17 protein-coding genes and 1 tRNA gene are annotated in these 19119 nt (G+C 62.4%); 12 read left to right on the forward strand and 6 right to left on the reverse strand.

All coding sequences use genetic code 11. From position 1 onward, the window contains the following. Positions 1-10 precede the first annotated feature (10 nt). The 10 genes from X773_RS44960 to glpK all read left to right on the forward strand — a co-directional run bounded on the left by X773_RS44960 (position 11) and on the right by glpK (position 11837). Positions 11-1423 carry a pyridoxal-dependent decarboxylase gene (locus X773_RS44960; protein ID WP_023674888.1) on the forward strand — a complete coding sequence of 471 codons (1413 nt, stop codon included), beginning with the start codon at positions 11-13 and terminating at the stop codon, positions 1421-1423. 129 nt (positions 1424-1552) lie between these two features. Then, entirely contained in the window at positions 1553-2320 is a 768-nt protein-coding gene (locus tag X773_RS44965; protein WP_023674889.1) for a DeoR/GlpR family DNA-binding transcription regulator, read from the forward strand. A 125-nt stretch (positions 2321-2445) separates the two neighbouring features. After that, positions 2446-3972, forward strand: coding sequence for a glycerol-3-phosphate dehydrogenase (gene glpD, locus X773_RS44970; RefSeq protein ID WP_023674890.1), 1527 nt, complete (start codon positions 2446-2448; stop codon positions 3970-3972). Between the two features lie 39 nt (positions 3973-4011). Next, complete coding sequence (locus X773_RS44975; protein WP_023674891.1) at positions 4012-5091, forward strand: ABC transporter ATP-binding protein; 1080 nt, start codon at positions 4012-4014, stop codon at positions 5089-5091. Positions 5092-5100: 9 nt separating this feature from the next. After that, complete coding sequence (locus tag X773_RS44980; RefSeq protein ID WP_023674892.1) at positions 5101-6168, forward strand: ABC transporter ATP-binding protein; 1068 nt, start codon at positions 5101-5103, stop codon at positions 6166-6168. A gap of 1 nt (position 6169) precedes the next feature. Further along, the gene (locus tag X773_RS44985) at positions 6170-7036 is read left to right on the forward strand and encodes a sugar ABC transporter permease (RefSeq protein WP_023674893.1); all 867 of its coding nucleotides are present in this window, start codon (positions 6170-6172) and stop codon (positions 7034-7036) included. A gap of 1 nt (position 7037) precedes the next feature. Next, positions 7038-7952 carry a carbohydrate ABC transporter permease gene (locus tag X773_RS44990; RefSeq protein ID WP_023674894.1) on the forward strand — a complete coding sequence of 305 codons (915 nt, stop codon included), beginning with the start codon at positions 7038-7040 and terminating at the stop codon, positions 7950-7952. Between the two features lie 173 nt (positions 7953-8125). Further along, positions 8126-8392 carry a DUF2160 domain-containing protein gene (locus X773_RS0137275; RefSeq protein ID WP_031211283.1) on the forward strand — a complete coding sequence of 89 codons (267 nt, stop codon included), beginning with the start codon at positions 8126-8128 and terminating at the stop codon, positions 8390-8392. 77 nt (positions 8393-8469) lie between these two features. Further along, on the forward strand, positions 8470-10197 hold the full coding sequence (locus tag X773_RS44995) for an ABC transporter substrate-binding protein (RefSeq protein ID WP_023674896.1): 1728 nt from the start codon (positions 8470-8472) through the stop codon (positions 10195-10197). A gap of 146 nt (positions 10198-10343) precedes the next feature. After that, positions 10344-11837, forward strand: a complete 1494-nt coding sequence (gene glpK / locus X773_RS45000; RefSeq protein ID WP_023674897.1) for a glycerol kinase GlpK — start codon at positions 10344-10346, stop codon at positions 11835-11837. An 86-nt stretch (positions 11838-11923) separates the two neighbouring features. On the opposite strand, the gene X773_RS77250 is transcribed toward glpK, so the two are convergent. Then, on the reverse strand, positions 11924-12397 hold the full coding sequence (locus tag X773_RS77250; protein ID WP_023674898.1) for a BA14K family protein: 474 nt from the start codon (positions 12395-12397) through the stop codon (positions 11924-11926). A 306-nt stretch (positions 12398-12703) separates the two neighbouring features. Here X773_RS77250 and X773_RS45010 point away from each other — a divergent pair. Next, a tRNA-Lys gene (locus X773_RS45010) sits at positions 12704-12779 on the forward strand. Between the two features lie 58 nt (positions 12780-12837). Here the strand turns inward: X773_RS45010 and X773_RS45015 are convergent. From X773_RS45015 to X773_RS45035, 5 genes are read right to left on the reverse strand one after another with little or no spacing between them, the layout of a single operon-like run. Continuing rightward, a complete protein-coding gene (locus X773_RS45015; protein WP_023674899.1) occupies positions 12838-13233 on the reverse strand; it encodes a hypothetical protein in 396 nt (131 codons plus the stop codon). A 45-nt stretch (positions 13234-13278) separates the two neighbouring features. Beyond that, positions 13279-14403: a DNA-processing protein DprA gene (gene dprA / locus X773_RS45020; protein WP_023674900.1), complete on the reverse strand. Its 1125-nt coding sequence runs from the start codon at positions 14401-14403 to the stop codon at positions 13279-13281. After that, on the reverse strand, positions 14400-14987 hold the full coding sequence (gene plsY / locus X773_RS45025; protein ID WP_023674901.1) for a glycerol-3-phosphate 1-O-acyltransferase PlsY: 588 nt from the start codon (positions 14985-14987) through the stop codon (positions 14400-14402). The genes dprA and plsY overlap by 4 nt, the downstream gene beginning before the upstream one ends. A gap of 58 nt (positions 14988-15045) precedes the next feature. Next, positions 15046-16332: a dihydroorotase gene (locus X773_RS45030; RefSeq protein ID WP_023674902.1), complete on the reverse strand. Its 1287-nt coding sequence runs from the start codon at positions 16330-16332 to the stop codon at positions 15046-15048. After that, the gene (locus X773_RS45035; RefSeq protein WP_023674903.1) at positions 16332-17294 is read right to left on the reverse strand and encodes an aspartate carbamoyltransferase catalytic subunit; all 963 of its coding nucleotides are present in this window, start codon (positions 17292-17294) and stop codon (positions 16332-16334) included. Before X773_RS45035 ends, X773_RS45030 begins: the two co-directional genes overlap by 1 nt. 155 nt (positions 17295-17449) lie before the next feature. On the opposite strand from X773_RS45035, the gene X773_RS45040 reads away from it, so the two are divergent. Beyond that, the gene (locus X773_RS45040) at positions 17450-19078 is read left to right on the forward strand and encodes a DNA alkylation response protein (protein ID WP_023674904.1); all 1629 of its coding nucleotides are present in this window, start codon (positions 17450-17452) and stop codon (positions 19076-19078) included. Positions 19079-19119: the final 41 nt, after the last annotated feature.

The following is a 19119-nucleotide window of genomic DNA, read 5'->3' on the forward strand; positions in this document are numbered from 1 at the left end:
GGCGAAGAAGATGAATAGCAACGAATTCCGCGAGTGGTCGCTGCGAGCGGCTGAATGGGGCGTCGACTACAGAAACAGCCTTCGCGAAAGACCGGTGCGGCCGCTTGTCGAGCCGGGCGAAATCTTCAAAAGCATCGATGCCGCGCCGCCGGAAGACGGCGAAACGATGCAGGCAATCTTCGCCGATTTCGAACAAAAGATATTGCCGGGCATGACGCACTGGCAGCATCCGCGTTTCTTCGCCTATTTCCCGGCCAATGCGGCGCCGGTCTCCGTCGTGGCCGAGTATCTGGTTTCCGCGATGGCCGCGCAATGCATGCTCTGGCAGACCTCGCCGGCGGCAACCGAGCTCGAGACGCGGGTCGTCGATTGGATGCGGCAGGCGCTTGGTTTGCCGGAGGGATTTTCCGGCGTCATGCAGGATTCGGCTTCATCGGCGACGCTTGCCGCCGTGCTGACCATGCGCGAGCGCGCGCTCGACTGGCAAGGCAACAAGAACGGCTTGCAAGGGCAGCCGGTCGTGCGGATCTATTCTTCCGACCAAGTCCATACTTCTATCGACCGGGCGATCTGGGTGTCGGGCATCGGCGAGGCGAACCTCGTGCGCATTCCGGTCGCCGGACGCTTCCGCGCCATGCAGACGACGGCTCTGGAAGCCGCGATCGTTACCGACCGCGAAAACGGCATGCTGCCGGCGGGCATCATCGCCAGCGTCGGCGGCACAAGTACCGGCGGCACCGACAACGTGGCGGCTGTTGCCGAGGTGGCGAAGCGGCACGGGCTCTACCTGCATGTCGATGCCGCATGGGCCGGCTCCGCCATGATCTGCCCCGAGTTCCGGCATTTCTGGACCGGCGCCGAAAATGCCGATTCCATCGTCTTCAACCCGCATAAATGGTTGGGGGCACAGTTCGATTGCTCGATGCAGTTCATCCGCCAGCCGAAAGACCTGGTCCGCACGCTGGCGATCAAGCCCGAATTCCTGAAAACGCATGGCCGCGACGGGGTCATCAACTACTCCGAATGGTCGGTGCCGCTCGGACGGAGGTTCCGCGCGCTGAAACTTTGGTTCCTGCTGCGTGCGCATGGCTTGGAAAATCTGCGGAACATGATCCGCAACCATGTCGCCTGGAGCGAGAGCCTCGCCGCGCGGCTGGCTCGGGAACCGGATTTCGAGATCGTCACGGAACCGATGCTGTCGCTATTCTCATTCCGCCATCTCGCGGCTGCGGGAATCGGCCTTGACGAGCACAATTTGCGGCTGGTCAACGCGATCAACGATGACGGCCGCATTTACCTGACGCAGACCCGGGTGGACGGGCAGGTGGCGATCCGCTTTCAGGTCGGGCAGTTCGAAACGACTGCGGCGGACGTCGATACTGCTTTCGAGGTCATCACTGAGATCGCGCGGGGGCTGAGTTGATACCCTCGTCGAGATTGCGCCGGAGCTTTTCTCTCTGCAGTCGCCCGATTTTCATTAGCCGGGCCCATACCTGTTCATGGCTTTCGTTTTCAGCTATAGACGAGAGAAACGAAAATGAGAGGTTGCTAGATGTATCTGTCGCCGCGTCATTCCGAAATCATCCAGATGGCCAAGGACCATGGCCGCGTACTGGTCGAGGAGCTGGCGACGCATTTCAACGTGACGCCGCAGACGATCCGCAAGGATCTCAACGATCTCTGCGACCAGCGGCTTTTGTCCCGCATCCATGGCGGGGCATTGTTCCCCTCCGGCATCGAGAACATGGAATATGAGGCTCGGCGCAAGATCGCCGCCGAGGAGAAGGAGGCGATCGGCCGCGCAGCAGCCCGGCTGATCCCCGACAACGCGTCTCTGTTCATCAATATCGGGACAACGACGGAAGCTGTCAGCAAGTCGCTGCTCGATCACAGCGGCCTGATGGTCATCACCAATAACATCAATGTTGCCAACAGGATGCGCATATATCCTTCGATCGAGGTCGTGATCGCCGGCGGTGTCGTGCGCGGTTCCGACGGCGGTGTGGTCGGCGAGGCAGCGGTCGATTTCATCAGGCAGTTCAAGGTCGATTTTGCGGTGATCGGCGCCTCGGCCATCGACCATGACGGCGCACTGCTCGACTTCGATTTTCGCGAGGTGAAGGTGGCTCAGGCGATCATCGCCAACGCCCGACATGTGATCCTGGTGTCGGACCAGACCAAATTCGAGCGCACCGCGCCCGTCCGCATCGGCCATCTGTCGCAGGTCAACACCTTTATCACCGATCGTTGCGACATCCCGTCGGTGCGTAAGATCTGCCAGGAGGCAGAAGTTCAGCTGATCGAAACGTCGCTCTCCTAGAGATGCCGTAGCGGCATCTTCCGCCCATCATATTTCGTTTGACATTCGTTATCATTTCGAAATAATCCCTCTACGGTTTCGCAAGAACCCAAAAATGCTGCAATGCGAAATCGAGGGAGGATTCTTTGAGCGCATCACCGATTCATGACATTTTCGTCATCGGTGGCGGCATCAATGGCTGCGGCATCGCCCGCGATGCCGTTGGACGTGGCTTTTCGGTTTTTCTTGCCGAGATGAACGATCTGGCCAGCGGGACCTCTTCCGGCTCGACCAAACTGATCCACGGCGGCTTGCGCTATCTCGAATTCTACGAATTCCGTCTGGTGCGCGAAGCGCTGATGGAACGCGAGGTCCTGTGGAGGAACGCGCCGCACATCATCTGGCCGATGCGCTTCGTGCTGCCATACGCCAAGGGACTGCGTCCGGCCTGGCTGATCCGGCTCGGGCTTTTCCTCTACGACCATATTGGCGGGCGCAAATTGCTGCCGCCGACGAAAACGCTGGACATGGCCAAGGATCCGGCCGGCAAGCCGCTGAAGCCGCTGTTTCGAAAGGCGTTCGAATATTCGGACGGTTGGGTCAACGATGCCCGGCTGGTTGTGTTGAACGCCCGCGACGCTGCCGAGCGCGGCGCAACCATTCGAACCCGAACAAAGGTCGTCAGCGCACGCCGCGAAGGCAATCTCTGGACGGTCAGGCTTGAAAATGTGCGGACCGGCGATACCGAGGAGGTCAAGGCGCGGCTGCTGGTCAATGCCGCCGGCCCGTGGGTCGATCAGGTGCTGTCGGCCACCGTCGGCTTGAACGACGTGCACAATGTCCGCCTCGTACAAGGCAGCCATATCGTCGTGGGCAAGAAATTCGACGACCCACGCGCCTATTTCTTTCAGAACAAGGACGGGCGCATCATTTTCGCCATCCCTTACGAGGACGAATTCACGCTCATCGGCACGACCGATCGTGACTATCCCGGCGATCCGCACAACGTCAGGATCAATGACGCCGAGATCGACTATCTCTGCGCTGCGGCAAGCGAATATTTCGCGCAGCCGGTCAAGCCGTCGGATATCGTCTGGACCTATTCCGCGGTGCGACCGCTCTACGACGATGGCGCCTCAAAGGCGCAGGAAGCCACCCGAGACTATGTGCTGAAGGCCGATGGAGGCGAGGGTGCCGCCCCGATCGTCAACGCCTTTGGCGGCAAGATCACGACCTACCGCCGATTGTCGGAATCGATGCTCGAGAAGATCGAGGGTTTTCTCGGCAAGCGCGGCAAACCATGGACGGCAAACGCGCCGCTGCCCGGCGGTGACTTTCCCGTCACCGGCTTCGATGCCGAGGTGGCGAAACTGAAAACGGCGTACCCGTTCCTCGACGCCCGGCTGGCCCGCCGGTTGACCCGGCTTTACGGCACCCGCGCAAGGAAGCTGCTGGGCCTCGCCAAGTCGAACGTCGATCTTGGCCGTAACTTCGGCGCCGATCTCTACGAAGCCGAGGTGCGCTACCTCGTCGAAAACGAATGGGCGATGACTGCCGAGGATGTATTGTGGCGCCGGACCAAGCGCGGCCTGCGTCTCAGCCGTGAGCAGGCGGCAGTGCTCGACGAGTTCATGCGCGGAATAAGCCGGCAGCACGTAGCGGCTGCCGAATAGGAACGGCCGACTGATGCAGAAAGCCTGGGAGGAGGCATCATGCTTGAACTGAGAAACGTGACGAAGACGGTGGGTGCGGCGGAACATATCCGCGACGTCTCGCTGACGCTTCAGCACGGCTCGCTCAACGTCCTGCTCGGGCCGACGCTCTCCGGCAAGACCAGCCTGATGCGGCTGATGGCGGGCCTCGACGTGCCGACCTCGGGCTCGGTCTGGTTCGATGGCAAGGATGTCACCGGCATGCCGGTGCAAAAGCGCAACGTCGCCATGGTCTACCAGCAATTCATCAATTATCCGGCGATGACGGTCTACGAAAACATCGCCTCACCGCTGCGGGTGGCCGGCACGGATCAGGCAACGATCGACAGGGAGGTGCGCAATGCCGCCGCCCTTCTCAAACTAACGCCCTATCTCGACCGGACGCCTCTCAGTCTGTCGGGCGGCCAGCAGCAGCGCACCGCGCTGGCCCGCGCCATCGTCAAGAATGCCAGCCTCGTGCTGCTCGACGAGCCGCTCGCCAATCTCGACTATAAGCTGCGTGAAGAATTACGCGCGGAACTGCCGAAAGTCTTCGCGGCCGCCGGTACAATCTTTGTTTATGCCACGACCGAGCCGCACGAGGCCTTGCTGCTCGGCGGCAACACGGCAACGCTTTCCGAGGGCAGCATCACCCAGTTCGGGCCGACCATCGAAGTGTTCCGCAAACCGGTCGATCTGGTGACGGCGAGAACCTTCGCCGATCCGCCGCTCAACACCATCGTGCTTGCCAAGAAGGGCCTGGATTTCCTGCTCGAGGGCGGCGTGAAATTGCCGGTGCCGGCGGAACTCTTCGGCATCGCCGATGCGATCTATACGATCGGCTTCCAGCCGCATCATCTGTCCCTCGATCGGCCCAACGCCGCCGCAGTGCCGGTGCGCGCAAAGGTGACGATCACTGAGATCACCGGATCGGAAAGCTTCATCCATCTCGATTTTGCCGATGCGCGCTGGGTCATGCTGACCCACGGCATTCGCGACTTCGAGCCGGACGAGGAGGTCGAGGTGTTCATCGACCCGCGCCACATCATGGTCTTCGACGAGCACGGCCGCGCGATGGCCGCGCCGAAGCTGGCGGCTTAGGAGGAAGCGATGGCGCGCATCGATGTCAATCATATCCGCCACTCCTATCTGCAGAACCCGCGCACGGATGCCGATTTCGCGCTGAAGGAAGTGCACCACACGTTCGAGGATGGCGGCGCTTATGCGCTGCTCGGCCCATCCGGCTGCGGCAAGACCACGCTGCTCAACATCATTTCGGGATTGCTGCATCCCTCGCATGGCCAGCTGCTGTTCAACGGCAGGGACGTGACCAATCTGTCGACCCAAGAGCGCAACATTGCCCAGGTCTTCCAGTTCCCGGTGATCTACGACACGATGACCGTCTACGACAATCTGGCGTTCCCGCTGCGCAATCGCGGCGTGCCGGAGGCCGACGTCGACCGCAAGGTGCGCGAGACGCTGGAGATGACCGGGCTGGCCGATATGGCCAAACGAAAGGCGCGCGGACTGACCGCCGACCAGAAGCAGAAAATCTCGCTCGGACGCGGGCTGGTGCGCTCCGACGTCAATGCCATCCTGTTCGACGAGCCTTTGACCGTCATCGACCCGCATATGAAATGGGTGCTGCGCTCGCAGTTGAAGCAGCTTCACCGCCGCTTCGGCTACACCATGGTCTACGTCACGCACGACCAGACCGAGGCCTTGACCTTCGCCGACAGGGTGGTCGTCATGTATGACGGCGAAATCGTGCAGATCGGCACACCGGCGGAGCTGTTCGAGCGCCCGCGCCACACCTTTGTCGGCTATTTCATCGGCTCGCCCGGCATGAATGTCATGCCGGTGGCGATCGACGGCAAGACAGCCAAGCTGGGCTCGCAGCAGATCGAACTGCCGGGCGTGCCCAAGGCGGACGGCGGCGCCATCGAGCTCGGCATCCGTCCCGAATATGTGCGTCTGGGCAGCCAGGGCATGGCCGTCCGGGTCAGCAAGGTCGAGGACGTCGGCCGCCACAAGGTGGTCCGTGCCAATCTCGAAGGACGCGAGATCGCCGCCGTCATCGGCGAGGACGAGACAGTTCCGGCTGATCCGAAGGTGCGGTTCGACCCGGCCGGCATCAACATCTATGCCGATTCCTGGCGCGTCGAGATGGGGGCCTGAAGTGGAAAAGACCTGGAACAACAGAGCCTGGTTCCTGGTGCTGCCGGTGCTGCTGCTGGTGGCGTTCTCGGCGGTCATACCGCTGATGACGGTCGTCAATTATTCGGTGCAGGACACTTTCGGCAATAACGTCTTCTTCTGGGCCGGCACGGAATGGTTCGAGGAACTGCTTTCCTCCAGCCGCTTCTGGCAGGCGATGATCCGCAACCTTGTCTTCTCCTTCATCATCCTGGCGATCGAAGTGCCGCTCGGCATCTTCATTGCGCTCAATATGCCGAAGAAGGGTTGGGGCGTGCCTGTTTGCCTTGTTTTGATGGCGTTGCCGCTGCTGATCCCGTGGAACGTCGTCGGCACCATCTGGCAGGTGTTCGGGCGCAACGACATTGGCCTGCTCGGCTATTACGTCAACGCGCTCGGCATCGACTATAATTATGTGCAAGACCCATATGACGCCTGGGTCACGGTCATCATCATGGACGTCTGGCATTGGACCAGCCTCGTCGTTCTGCTCTGCTATGCCGGCCTGGTCTCGATCCCGGATGCCTTTTATCAGGCAGCCAAGATCGACGGTGCCTCGCGCTGGGCGGTGTTCCGTTACATCCAGCTGCCGAAGATGAACCGCGTGCTGCTGATCGCCGTGCTGCTGCGCTTTATGGATAGCTTCATGATCTACACCGAACCGTTCGTGGTGACCGGCGGCGGACCCGGCAACTCGACGACCTTTCTTTCGATCGATCTCGTCAAGACTGCGCTCGGCCAGTTCGACCTCGGCCCGGCGGCGGCGATGTCGCTGGTCTACTTCCTTATCGTCCTGTTGTTGTCATGGGTGTTCTACACCGTGATGACCAATTACGACGCGGAGCGTTGAGATGAGCCGCACCGAAGAGAGAGCCGATAGGGTGAGCGAGACGACAGCTTCGGAAGGGCTCGCCAGCCCGCTACGGCAGGACGAGATCGCACGGCTGATGCGCCGTCGCGGCGAGGAGTCGCGCTGGTGGTGGATCGTGCCGACGCTCTACATCATCGTTCTGCTTTTGCCGATCTACTGGCTCATCAATATGAGCTTCAAGACCAATGGCGAGATCGTCTCGTCGCTGACGCTCTACCCGCACGCACCGACATTGGCGAATTACCGCACCATCTTCACCGACGCGTCCTGGTACTCTGGCTACATCAACTCGATCACCTATGTGGTTATGAACATGGTGATTTCGGTGGCTGCGGCACTGCCTGCTGCCTATGCCTTTTCGCGCTATCGCTTCCTCGGCGACAAGCATCTGTTCTTCTGGCTGCTGACCAACCGTATGGCGCCGCCGGCGGTGTTCGCGCTGCCATTCTTCCAGCTTTATTCGGCCTTCGGCCTTATCGACACCCACATCGCCGTGGCTCTGGCGCATTGCCTGTTCAACGTGCCGCTGGCGGTGTGGATCCTCGAAGGCTTCATGTCGGGCGTACCCAAGGAGATCGACGAGACCGCCTATATTGACGGCTATTCGTTCCCACGCTTCTTCATCAAGATCTTCATGCCGCTGATTGCGAGCGGCATCGGCGTGGCGTGCTTCTTCTGCTTCATGTTCTCGTGGGTGGAGCTCTTGATCGCCCGTACGCTAACGACAACCGATGCCAAGCCGATCGCCGCGACCATGACCCGCACCGTTTCGGCCGCCGGCATGGATTGGGGGCTGCTCGCCGCAGCCGGCGTGCTGACGCTGATTCCCGGCGCGCTCGTCATCTGGTTTGTGCGCAACTACATCGCCAAGGGCTTTGCCCTGGGGAGGGTATGATGGAGCAGGTCGACAGAAGCCCATGGTGGTGGGCCGTGCTGCTTCTCGCCCTGGTCGTCGTGGCCTGGGTGGCACTTCAAATCGATTTCGTGGCAATAACGGTGGGCTTCAGCGATCCGGCCAATATCCGCCTGTGGGGATTTAACCTCTCGTCCAACCTCGATTTTTCGTGGATGGCCTGGACGTGGCCGACCGCGGCCTTCTTTGGAACCATCTTTCTGCTGCTTTGCGGCATGGCGGCGTGGGAATACGTCTCGCCGGGCGGCAATCCGCGCGTCGGCGTGCTGCGGTTCGAAACGACGCGTGGCGACCGCCTGTTCCTGTCGCTGCTTGGCAGCGCCTTTATCCATCTCGCTTGGCTGGGTCTAGTCGGACCCAATCTGTGGTGGGCTCTCGCTCTCTCCGTGGTCTACGCCGTCGGCGTGTTCCGCTACGTATAGAGGGGGAAACTGTTGGAACGGCGGCGTGCCGGCCGCCGATCCAGATCGCACTTTGAACTTAACAGTGGAGGAAATACATGCGACGGCAATTCTTGACATCAACAACTGCGCTTGTCCTGTTGCTCGGGGCAAGCAATGCCTATGCCGGAATGGACGAGGCCAAGGCCTTCCTCGATAAGGAAATCGGGCCCCTTTCGACGCTTTCGCGCGCCGACCAGGAAGCCGAGATGCAATGGTTCATCGATGCCGCGAAACCTTTCGCCGGCATGGATATCAAGGTGGTTTCCGAAACCATCGCCACGCATCAGTATGAATCGCAGGTGCTGGCGCCGGCCTTTACGGCCATCACCGGCATCAAGGTTACGCATGACGTCATCCAGGAAGGCGACGTCGTCGAGAAGATCCAGACCCAGATGCAGACCGGCCAGAACCTCTATGACGGCTGGGTCAACGATTCCGATCTGATCGGCACGCACTGGCGCTACCAGCAGGTGCGCAACCTGACCGACTGGATGGCAGGCGACGGCAAGGATGTCACCAACCCGAATCTCGACCTGAAGGATTTCATCGGCACTTCGTTCACCACCGCGCCCGACAAGAAACTCTACCAACTTCCCGACCAGCAGTTCGCCAACCTCTACTGGTTCCGTTACGACTGGTTCAACGACGAGAAGAACAAGGCGGACTTCAAGGCCAAATACGGCTACGACCTCGGCGTGCCGGTGAACTGGTCGGCCTATGAGGACATTGCAGCGTTCTTCACCGGGCGTGAGATCGACGGCAAGAAGGTCTACGGCCATATGGACTATGGCAAGAAGGACCCGTCGCTCGGCTGGCGGTTCACCGACGCCTGGCTGTCGATGGCCGGCAACGGCGACAAGGGCATTCCGAACGGTCTGCCCGTCGACGAATGGGGCATCAAGGTCGACGAGAATTCGCGTCCGGTCGGTTCCTGCACGGCGCGCGGCGGCGACACCAATGGTCCGGCTTCCGTCTATGCCATCCAGAAGTACCTCGATTGGCTGAAGGCCTATGCACCGGCGGAAGCCCAAGGCATGACCTTCTCCGAATCGGGGCCAGTTCCGGCGCAGGGCGCGGTTGCCCAGCAGATCTTCTGGTACACCGCCTTCACCGCCAGCATGGTCGACGCCAGCGCCAAGGCGGTGCTGAACGACGACGGCACGCCGAAGTGGCGCATGGCGCCGTCGCCGCATGGCGTCTACTGGAAGGACGGCATGAAGCTCGGCTATCAGGACGTCGGTTCCTGGACGCTGATGAAGTCGACGCCGACCGACCGCGCCAAGGCCGCCTGGCTCTACGCGCAGTTCGTCACCTCGAAGACGGTCGACGTGAAGAAGAGCCATGTCGGTCTGACCTTCATCCGCGAGAGCACGATCCACGACAAGAGCTTCACCGAACGTGCGCCAAAGCTCGGCGGCTTGATCGAGTTCTACCGCTCGCCGGCGCGCGTCCAGTGGTCGCCGACCGGCACCAACGTGCCGGACTATCCGAAGCTGGCACAGCTCTGGTGGCAGGCGATCGGCGATGCTTCGTCGGGCGCCAAGAGCGCGCAAGAAGCAATGGACTCGCTCTGCGCCGAGCAGGAAAAGGTGATGAGCCGCATCGAGAAGTCGGGCGTCCAGGGCGAAGTTGGCCCGAAGATGGCCGAAGAGCATGACCTCGCCTACTGGAATGCGGACGCGGTCAAGAAGGGCAATCTCGCTCCTCAGCTCAAGATCGAGAACGAGAAGGAAAAGCCGGTCACCATCAACTACGACGAGCTGGTGAAGAGCTGGCAGCAATAGGACCGTTTGATGCGGGCGTCCGCGCCCGCATCGCCATGCTCAGGGGAGGCGGCATGTTGCCGTCTCCCCTGTTTGCGTGAACGGCTCCGCGCCATCCGGCGTCGAGAAATCGCAGCACCTTTGAACTCGCTTCGACGGGAGAGAGAATGACCGGATATATCCTTGCAATCGACCAGGGGACGACATCGAGCCGGGCGATCCTGTTCGACGACAAGATGAAGGTCGTCGGCAGCGGGCAAAAGGAATTCACCCAATATTATCCGGCCTCCGGCTGGGTCGAGCACGATCCCGGGGAGATATGGGCAAGCGTCGTGGAAACGGTGAAAGCCGCGCTGAAGACAGCCGGCCGCAACGCAGCGGAAGTCGCCGCGATCGGCATCACCAACCAGCGCGAAACCGTCGTCATCTGGGACAAGGAGACCGGCAAGCCGATCCACAACGCGATTGTCTGGCAGGACCGCCGCACCGCGCCGCTATGCCAGAAACTGAAGAAGCTGGGGCTGGAGAAGAAATTCACGAAAAAGACCGGCCTGCTGCTCGATCCCTATTTCTCCGGCACCAAGATCGCCTGGATGCTGGACAAGGTGAAGGGCGCCAGAAAACGCGCCGAGAAGGGCGAACTGCTGGCTGGCACCATCGACAGTTTCCTGATTTGGCGCCTGACTGGCGGCAAGGTCCACGCCACTGACGCCACCAATGCCTCGCGCACACTGGTCTACAACATCGAACAAAACGCTTGGGACGACGAGCTGCTGGCCATTTTCGGCATACCCGCAAGAATGCTGCCGCAGGTGAAAGATTGTGCCGATGATTTTGGAATCACCGACAAAAGCCTGTTTGGTGCAGAGATCAGAATCCTCGGTGTGGCCGGCGACCAGCATGCGGCGGCGATCGGCCAAGCCTGTTTCGAGCCAGGCATGATGAAATCCACCTACGGCACCGGTTGCTTCGCGCTGCTCAACACCGGCAGCGATCTGGTTCGTTCGAAGAACCGGCTTTTGACCACCATCGCCTACAGGCTGAACGGCAAGACCACCTACGCTCTGGAAGGCTCGATCTTTATCGCGGGCGCCGCCGTGCAATGGCTGCGCGACGGCATCAAGGTAATCGGCAAGGCCGAGCATAGCGGCAAATTGGCAGCGGAAGCCGATCCGACGCAGAACGTCTATTTGGTGCCTGCTTTCGTCGGGCTCGGCGCGCCCCATTGGGATGCCGAAGCGCGCGGCGCCATCTTCGGGCTGACCCGCAATTCGGGGCCGGCGGAATTTGCCCGCGCGGCACTGGAATCCGTTGCGTTCCAAACACGCGACCTGCTTGACGCCATGCGCAAGGACTGGAAGGCCGCCTCGGCCAAGACCGTGCTCAGGGTCGATGGCGGCATGGTGGCGTCAGACTGGACCATGCAGCGGCTGGCCGACATTCTCGATGCGCCGGTCGACCGGCCGACAATTCTCGAAACAACAGCACTCGGTGCGGCTTGGCTGGCCGGCTCGAAGGCGGGTGTCTGGCCGAAGGCCGCGGAATTCGCCAGGAGTTGGGCGCTCGAGCGCCGGTTCAAGCCGGACATGGATGCTTCGACACGTGCCGCCAAGCTGGCAGGTTGGCGCCACGCTGTGCGCAGGACGCTAAGTACGCAATAGGCAGGGATGCCCCGATGCCCCGGGATTCGCACTAATGAAAAACCCGCGCCGTTTCGGGCGCGGGCTTGCAGCCTCTAATCTGGGACTCAGTAAGGCGACCGGCACTGCCGGCGCGGACCGTAGTTGGGCTGGTAAGTGTTGTCAGAAGCGCGATAGCTCCGATAACGGTCATAGCACCACTGCACGTGGGCATCGCCACGATAGACACGATTCTGGTTGACGATCGCGCCGGTAATCAGCGCTCCGGTAGCAAACGCAGCCAGCGGGAACCAGAAGTCGCCGTGACGGCGATAGCCGCGACGATATTCGCGATAGCCGCGATGGCCACGCCAGTACATGCCGTCGTCACGCGAAAAATTGCGACGGAAATCGCGACGCGAGAAATCGCGATTGAAATTCCGGTGCCTCCGCCACGGCTCGTACTGGACGGTCTGGACATTCGAGGTGAGCCCCTGGGCCGGGGGCGCATAGCTGGGCTGAGCGTTGACTGGCACGATCTCCGCGGCAGCGAATGAGATCGAAAGAGTGGTCGCCAGTAGGCCCGACATGATCCTATTCATGGTCTTCTCCTTGAAACGCATGTCCCTTATCGCGGGAAACGGGCAGGCTGCGCAAATTGTTCCGCCAAAAATCCCAAGTTGCTGATCCGCAAAGGTTCTTCCGATTTGCTGCTTGCTTTCGTCGGCATAGCGCGAGCTTCGGTCTTGCGCGAGAACGAGGCCGTTCCGTCGACGCCGAAGCGCTCCGCAAGGCATGATGACACTGCAGGACAGTCCGGTTTGCGAGCCGTCTTTTTCCGGTTGACCGGCAGAGGCACTCTCCCTATGTTCCGCGCAATTTCGAGGGCGGCCTTTCTGAGCCCGCGGGAGCGCGTAGCTCAGCCGGTAGAGCAACTGACTTTTAATCAGTAGGTCATGGGTTCGAATCCCATCGCGCTCACCACAATCCGATAAGATTCAGCACCTTCTTGCAGCGGGGAGGCGATCGCGGCCCGGTCGTATTAGCCGCCGGCTCCATCGTCCAGCATGGTGCCTGTGAGTGCCTCATAGGCCTTGCTGCACAGCTGAGAACCCGGACAATCCTTCACGATAAGCACTGGCGCCACGGTAAGAACCGCTGCGGCAAGGATTTGTACACCGAGACGGGCAGCGCTTACCTTCCTGCCCAACACACCGGCCAAGAAAAAGTAGAGACCCTGGGCCATGCAGGCTGCGGTCAGAATGCCCAAAAGCGTGCTGGTCGCTCTTGCGAAGGGCGTTATGTAGCCGTCGGGAAAACCCAGCATGCCGAGATCCATCGACCATTTCAGCGCCAGCATGACGCTCAACGCTGCCCAAACGAGGGCCGTCGTACGAGTGAACAGCGTCTGCTTTGGCTTCTCACCTAGATCAGTCATGGAATCACGTCGGAATTGCGTGCCGGGACATGCGCAAGCTCTCGGTCAAATCAGCGAGACATTACCGCCGGCATGGCGCTCGAGCCGTCCGGCTAGGTCGAGCTCCAGCAGCACCATGAACACTTGGGCGGGATGCAGGCCGGTGTGGCGGATGATCTCGTCTACCGCCACTGGCGTCGGGCCGAGCGCCTCGACGACGCGGTCGCGGTCGTCCTCGCGCGGCGGCGGCGTTGCCGAAAAGTCGGGCGGCTCCTCAAGCGGCGATGTCCTTGGGGCCCAGGCGCCGACCAGCGGGGCGATCGCACTGGTGATATCGGCGGCCTCGGTGACAAGGGTTGCGCCGTCCTTGAGCAGGCCATTGGCGCCGGCAGCGCGCGGATCGAGCGGCGAACCGGGAACGGCAAAGACCAGCCGGCCCATCTCGCCGGCAAGCCGGGCGCTGATCAGTGAGCCGGAGCGCTGTGCGGCCTCGACCACCACCAATCCCAATGCAGCACCGGCGACGAGCCGGTTGCGGCGCGGAAAATCCTGTGCGCGCGGCTGCCAGCCAAACGGCATTTCGGAAATGATGGCGCCGCCGCACTCGGCGATCTCGTCGCACAGGCCGGCATTTTCGGGCGGGTAGGGCAAATCGAGGCCGCCGGCGAGCACGCCGATTGTGCCAGTCGCAAGGCTGCCATGGTGCGCGGCCGTATCGATGCCGCGCGCCAGGCCGGAGACGATGCCATAGCCGTCGCGGCCGAGATCCGCCGCCAGCATCCGCGCCATTTTGATGCCGGCCAGCGATGCGTTGCGAGCGCCGACGATGGCGACCGCTGGCAAGCGGAACACCGCGCTATTGCCCCTGACCGCGAGCAGCGGCGGCGGATGATCCATGCTTTTCATCAGCGGCGGATAATCCGCCTCGCCGATGCCGACGAAGCGGGCGCCAGCCCGCCGGGCGGTCTCCAGCTCCGCCTCGGTCTCGGCAATGGACGGGATGCGGACGATTTTTTTGGCGCCACCCGAAATCATCAGCTCGGGCAGCATCGATAGCGCTGCTTCGGCCGAACCGAACCGGTTGATCAGGTCGCGAAAGGAAGCCGGGCCGACATTCGGCGTGCGGATCAGACGAAGCCAGCTCAGCCGCTGCCGGTCGCTGAGGCGCGGCCCGGCGTCGGGCTCGCTCACTCGTTGGCCCCGATCTTACCCTCGGTGCCGGCAAGCAGCCGCGCAATGTTGGCGCGGTGCTTTACGATGACGATTAGGCTCATCGCCGCGAAAAGCCCGGCAATCTGCGGCGTGCTCAGGAAATACAGCGCCATGGGCACCACGACTGCTGCCGTCAGTGCCGCAAGCGAGGAGAAGCGGAACAGGAAGGCCACCGCCAGCCAGACGACGGCGAAGATCAGCGCCGCCTGCCAGGCAAGGCCGATCAGCACGCCAAGGTAAGTGGCGACACCCTTGCCCCCCTTGAAGCCGAGCCAGACCGGAAAGAGATGACCTAAAAACGCGCCGAAGCCGGCCCAAAGTCCGAGCTCGGGCGCAAAGCGGCCTGCGATCAGCACCGCCGCGGTGCCTTTAAGGGCGTCGAGCAGAAGCGTGGCCGCGGCCAAGCTCTTGTTGCCGGTGCGCAGCACATTGGTGGCGCCGATGTTGCCGGAGCCGATGTTGCGCACGTCGCCGAGGCCGGCGGCACGGGTGATCAGCAGGCCAAACGGGATCGAGCCGAGAAGATAGCCGAACACCAATGCCAAGACGGGACTGTAAGCCATTGTTCCCCCGAACTTTCCTTGGCTGAGCGGATTTTAAGCCGTGACGCCTGTTTTCGTCCTAGGCCGAAAACACTGTGCGGCCCGCCACCATCGTTTGCAAGACCTTGCCTTGCAGTCGTGCGCCTTCGAAACAGGTGTTTTTCGAGCGTGAGCGGATGCCGCTCTCGCTGACGACCCATGGCTCGTCCAGATCGACGAGCGAAAGGTCGGCCAATGCCCCCGGTTTCAGCGTGCCGCCGGGCAGGCCGAACAATCTTGCCGGCGCGGTCGACAGTGTCTCGACCAGCCGGAGCAGCGTCACGTCGCCATTGTGATAGAGCCGCAGCGCTGCGCCTAGCAGCGTTTCCAGGCCGATGGCGCCGGCCGCGGCATCGGCAAAGGGAAGGCGCTTGGTGTCGACGTCCTGCGGGTCGTGCGAGGAGACGATGAGATCGATGGTGCCGTCCTTGATCGCTTCGATCATCGCCAGCCGGTCTTCCTCCGCGCGCAGCGGCGGCGTCAGCCGGAAGAAGGTGCGGTACTCGCCGACATCATTCTCGTTGAGCGACAGATTGTGGATCGACACGCCTGATGTGACATTGGCGCCATCGGCTTTCGCGCGTGCTACCGCGCTTGCCGCCATAGCCGTCGAAATCTTGGCAGCGTGATAGGCGCCGCCGGTCAGCCGAGCCAACGCGAGATCGCGCTCCAGGGGGATCGATTCGGCTTCGCGCGGAATGCCGGCAAGGCCAAGCCAGCTTGCGTAAAGGCCTTCGTTCATCACGCCGGCCGAAGCGAGGTCGGCGTCTTGGGTTTCATGCGCGATGACGCCACCGAAATCGCGCGCATAGGTCAGCGCGCGGCGCATCACCAGCGCGCTGGCAATAGAATGCCGGCCATCGGTGAAGGCGACCGCGCCGGCCTCGCGCAGCAGGCCGAATTCGGTCATCTCGCGGCCTTCCAGCCCCTTGGTGATCGCTGCTGCCGGCAAGATGTTGACGATTGCGGTGTCCTTGGCGGTGCGCAGCACGAACTCGACCAGTGCGACATTGTCGATCACCGGGTCGGTATCGGGCATCATGACGATTGAGGTGACGCCGCCGGCCGCCGCAGCGATGCTCGCCGAAGCAATGGTCTCCCGGTGTTCACCGCCGGGTTCGCCGATGAAGACGCGCGCGTCGATCAATCCGGGGATGATAGTCTTGCCGGCGCAGTCGATGATGGTGGCGCCGTCGGGCGCGCCCTGGTTCAAGGCCGCCTTGCCGGCGGCAACGATTTTGCGGCCTTCGACGATGACGGTGCCGACCTCATCGACGCCGCGCGACGGGTCGACGATGTGGGCCCGGCGGAAGACCGTTATGCTCATCAGGCGCGGCCCTCGTGGTTTCGACGGGGGTCGAGCAGCGCTTCCATAACCGCCATGCGCACGGCGACGCCCATCTCAACCTGTTCCTGGATAACGCTTTGCGGGCCGTCGGCGATCTCGGAGGCGATCTCGACGCCGCGGTTCATCGGGCCGGGATGCATGACCAGCGCACCGTCCTTGGCCGCCTTCAGCTTCTCCGCGTCGAGGCCGAAATAGCGGAAATATTCGCGCACCGACGGTACGAAAGCGCCTTCCATGCGTTCGCGCTGCAGGCGCAGCATCATCACCACGTCGGCGTCCTTCAGACCCTCGGCCATGGAACGGGTGACGATGACGCCCATCTTCTCGATGCCGGCGGGCAAAAGCGTCGAAGGGGCGACGACCCTGACCTGGGCACCAAGCGCGTTGAGCAGGATGATGTTGGAGCGGGCCACGCGCGAATGCAGGATGTCGCCGCAGATCGCCACGATCAGCTTCGGCAACGGACCCTTGACGCGGCGGATAGTCAGTGCGTCGAGCAGCGCCTGGGTAGGGTGCTCATGGGCGCCGTCGCCGGCATTGACCACCGAACAGCCGACTTTCTGGGCGAGAAGTGCTGCCGCGCCGGCCGATTGATGGCGGATGATCAATATGTCGGGACGCATGGCATTCAGCGTCATCGCCGTATCGATCAGCGTCTCGCCCTTTTTCACCGACGAACTCGCTACGGACATGTTCATGACGTCGGCGCCGAGCCGTTTGCCGGCCAGCTCGAATGACGATTGCGTACGGGTCGAGGCTTCGTAGAAGAGATTGATCTGGGTGCGGCCGCGCAGCGTCGATGTCTTCTTGTCCGACTGCCGCGAGATGGCAACGGCCCTGTCCGCCCGGTCGAGCAGAAGCTCGATGTCGGCAGGGGAAAGATCGCGGATGCCCAGAAGATGGCGGTGGGGATAAAGCGGCAGGGACGATGCGTCGGTCATCTCAAGTCGCTGCTATAGGGGGGAGGCTCCGCGGCTGCAAGCACCGGCTTGGGATTGGATTGGTTCTCCCCGGTATTTTCGTCGCGCGCCGCTGGCCATAGGCTATAAACCGCCTTGGCTTTGGATTCGCAGCCTTCAGGTGATAAGGACGAAGCGTGACTGACGACGTGACCAACCAGCCGCCGCCGCTGGCCGGCGGCAACGCCTGGCGGGGCGATCCGTTGCTGATCCAGCTTGCCGAGCGCTTTTCCGATCCGGTGCGCAAGGACCTCGACGGGCTTGGCCGTTTCGTTCTGACCCATGAGGCGCAGGAACTGGCCCGTCTTGCCAATGTCGAGATGCCGAAGCTCAGGACCCATGACCGCCAGGGCCGGCGCATCGACCAGGTCGAGTTCCATCCCGCCTATCACGCGCTCATGCGCCGCTCTGTTGCCAACGGGCTGCATTCGTCGGTCTGGGAGAATGGCGACGCCGAGATCGGCCGCCGCCACCAGGTGCGCGCTGCACGCTTTTACCTCACGGCTGAGCTCGAGACCGGACATCTCTGCCCGATCACCATGACCAGCGCTTCGCTGGCAGCGCTGATGGCCAGCCCGAAGCTGTTTCGCGAATGGGCGCCTCGGGTGACGACGCGCAAATACGATCAAAGCCAAAAGCCTCCGGTCGAAAAAGCCGGGCTGACGCTCGGCATGGGCATGACCGAGAAGCAAGGCGGCACCGATGTCCGTGCCAACGTCACCAGCGCCGAGCGCGCCGGCAGCGGGTTTTATCGCCTGACCGGCCACAAATGGTTCATGTCGGCGCCGATGTCGGATGCCTTCCTGGTGCTCGGACAGGTGCCGGAGGGACTGTCGTGCTTTCTCGTTCCCCGCCTGCTCGGCGACGGATCCGGCAACGGTTTCCGTTTTCAACGGCTGAAGGACAAGCTCGGCAACCGATCCAATGCCTCGTCGGAGGTGGAATTCGTCAATGCCATCGGCGAGATGGTCGGTGAGCCCGGCGCGGGCGTGAAGACGATCATGGACATGGTGACCCTGACGCGGCTCGACTGTGCCGTCGCCTCATCGGCGATCATGCGGGCCGGACTGGCCGAGGCTGTCCACCACACGCGCCACCGCAAGGTGTTTGGAACCAATCTGATCGAGCAGCCGCTGATGCAGCGTGTGCTGGCCGATATGGCGCTCGACGTTGCCGCCGCTACCGCGCTGTCGTTCCGGCTGGCGCGCTCCTTCGACGAGGCGGCCGGCGACCGCGGCGAGGCGGCCTTCGCCCGCGCCATGACGCCGGTCGTCAAATACTGGGTCTGCAAGATTGCGCCGCCGCTGCTCTATGAAGCGATGGAGTGCCTCGGCGGCAATGGCTATGTCGAGGAGGGGCCGCTCGCCCGCTACTATCGCGAAGCTCCGGTCAACGCGATCTGGGAGGGATCCGGCAACGTCATGGCGCTCGATGTGCTACGTGTGCTGGGGCGTGCACCCGGCCTGTTCGATGACGTGCTGGCCGGCATCGACCGCGATCTCGGCGCCGGCGGACGCGGCACCGTCGGCGTGCTCAAGGCGGCAATGCAGGTCGCTGCAACCGACGAGGGCTCGGCGCGGCTCTTGACCGAGCAATTGGCATTGTCGGCGGCGGCAGCAGAGCTTCGCAGGCTGGGGGCAGGGCGGATCGCCGACGCCTTCGTCGAAACGCGCCTCGCCGGCCAGTGGCGCAATACCTATGGCATGATCGATTCCCGCCATGATGCGCGCATGATCATCGATACGCTCTACCCGCCGATCAACTAAGGGCCGTCGCCCAATTCGCTGCCGCTCTCGCGACCCTGTGG

The organism is Mesorhizobium sp. LSJC280B00 (assembly GCF_000502835.1).
Lineage (GTDB): Bacteria > Pseudomonadota > Alphaproteobacteria > Rhizobiales > Rhizobiaceae > Mesorhizobium.